This window comes from Hydrogenivirga sp. 128-5-R1-1 (assembly GCF_000171895.1).
Window position 1 is genome coordinate 1 of record NZ_ABHJ01000257.1, and the last position, 1,695, is coordinate 1,695.

Consider the following 1,695-nt stretch of genomic DNA (forward strand, 5'->3'; position numbering starts at 1 on the left):
GGCACCTGTAAAAGCACCTTTCATATATCCAAACAGTTCACTTTCAAGGAGATTTTCAGGAATGGCAGCACAGTTTATTTTTACAAATGGATTATCTCTACGGGATGATATCATATGTATGTATTTCGCTAAAATATTTTTTCCTGTTCCTGTTTCTCCTTCTATTAAAACATTTGCCGTTGTATCAGCAACAGTTTTTGCCATATCTAATACAGCTGAAAATTTTGGGTTTTTTGTAATAATACGACTTTTAGAAGCATCTGTATCTATCATACACTCAGGTAAAACATAAAATGAAATTATTCTTCCTTCACCATTTTTTAAAGAAGTATTTAACATGGAAACTTTAATCTTACCATAAGCAGGAGTTTCAACTTCTATATCTTCTCTTTTACCTTCTTCAGGAAGTCTATCCTTACCGACACCAAGAAGCATTTCAATGTTAAAACCTTTTATGTCATCTATCTCTTTGCAAAGGGTTCTTTTTGCTACTTCATTATAATGAATAATATCTCCATTGTTATCTATAACAATGATAGCGTCTATAACAGAATCAAGTATAAGATTTGTAAACTCTTTTTGTTCTTTAATTTTATTTATATATTCTGTAATTTTTGAACTGTCTTTAAATTCTTCAATCAAACCCTGAAACTTTCCATTTTCAAATACGGGAGTTATAGTATGACATACGGTTTTTTCACAGCAGGAAAGGTTTACATTGAAAAGATTTAAATTCTCTTCGGTTAGATTTTCAGCATTGTCTAAAGGACAGTTAGTTTTACATGTGGAAAATAAACCAAAACAGCTATCACCAACTTTCTTTTTTACTGTTTTTGAAGCTGCTTTATTTATATAACCTATTTTTTTATCAGGGGTTACAAATATAACCCCTGAAGATAAGTAATCTAAAACTTTTAAATTCAACTTTACCACTCTGTAGGTATTTTGGACATCATTTTTAAACTTTCTTCAAAAGGTGTCATATATTTCATTGCAGTTATCATAGAACCTTTAAATTTTAGTTTCTTTGTTAGCATTGCAGCTTTGGGTCCCATTTCTCCTGTTGCTAAGATTTTCCAGTTTTCAGGTGTAGCCCACATTTCAAAGTCATATTTTTGTTCAGGAGCTGTTCCTGCTTCTATAACTTGACCTTTCTCTACCTTTACATATACAGGAGGTTGCTTAACCCCTTCTATATAATATTTAATTGTTGCTGAAAAATTTTTCAACCCTTCTTTTAGTTTATCATTTTTGTTCCACTGGTCAGCGTATTGTTTAATCCATTCTTCAGATAAAAATTTAGCCATCTTTTCTCCTTTTGATTTAAATTAGGGGCAAGTACGCCCCATTGTTATTATTTAAGCTGAAAGCAAAGCCTGAAATACTTCATTAAAAGAAACTTCATCATTTTTAACAAATACACCAACATTTCCAGCTACGCATACAGAATATTTAGGTCCAGATAATGCCCAGCCTTTAAGAGGAACCCATTCCTGACCTGAGAAAGCAGTATAACCTTCTGTTTGCATTGTTGCCATTGCATTGTTAGCCCAGCACATTTTAGCAGCCATAGCTGCTTCTTCTTCTGAAATATCTCCTTCATATGCAACTAAATTACCGTTGTTGTCAAATTCACCGGCTGCAAAACGCCTTTATTTCCAATAATTTCTTTAAATCTGCCATATTTCTTACCTC

The 1,695-nt window shown here is 32.3% G+C and carries 2 protein-coding genes and 1 pseudogene; all 3 read right to left on the bottom strand.

Annotated elements, in window-relative coordinates; genetic code table 11:
- The coding region (locus tag HG1285_RS20610; protein WP_008289060.1) for a sigma 54-interacting transcriptional regulator at positions 1 to 933 on the bottom strand (933 nt) is incomplete at its 3' end.
- Complete coding sequence (locus HG1285_RS02690) at positions 927 to 1,307, bottom strand: SCP2 sterol-binding domain-containing protein (protein ID WP_008289061.1); 381 nt, start codon at positions 1,305 to 1,307, stop codon at positions 927 to 929. The genes HG1285_RS02690 and HG1285_RS20610, both read right to left, overlap by 7 nt.
- 51 nt (positions 1,308 to 1,358) lie before the next feature.
- A pseudogene (locus tag HG1285_RS18425) lies at positions 1,359 to 1,683 on the bottom strand (DUF2173 family protein).
- Positions 1,684 to 1,695 lie beyond the last annotated feature (12 nt).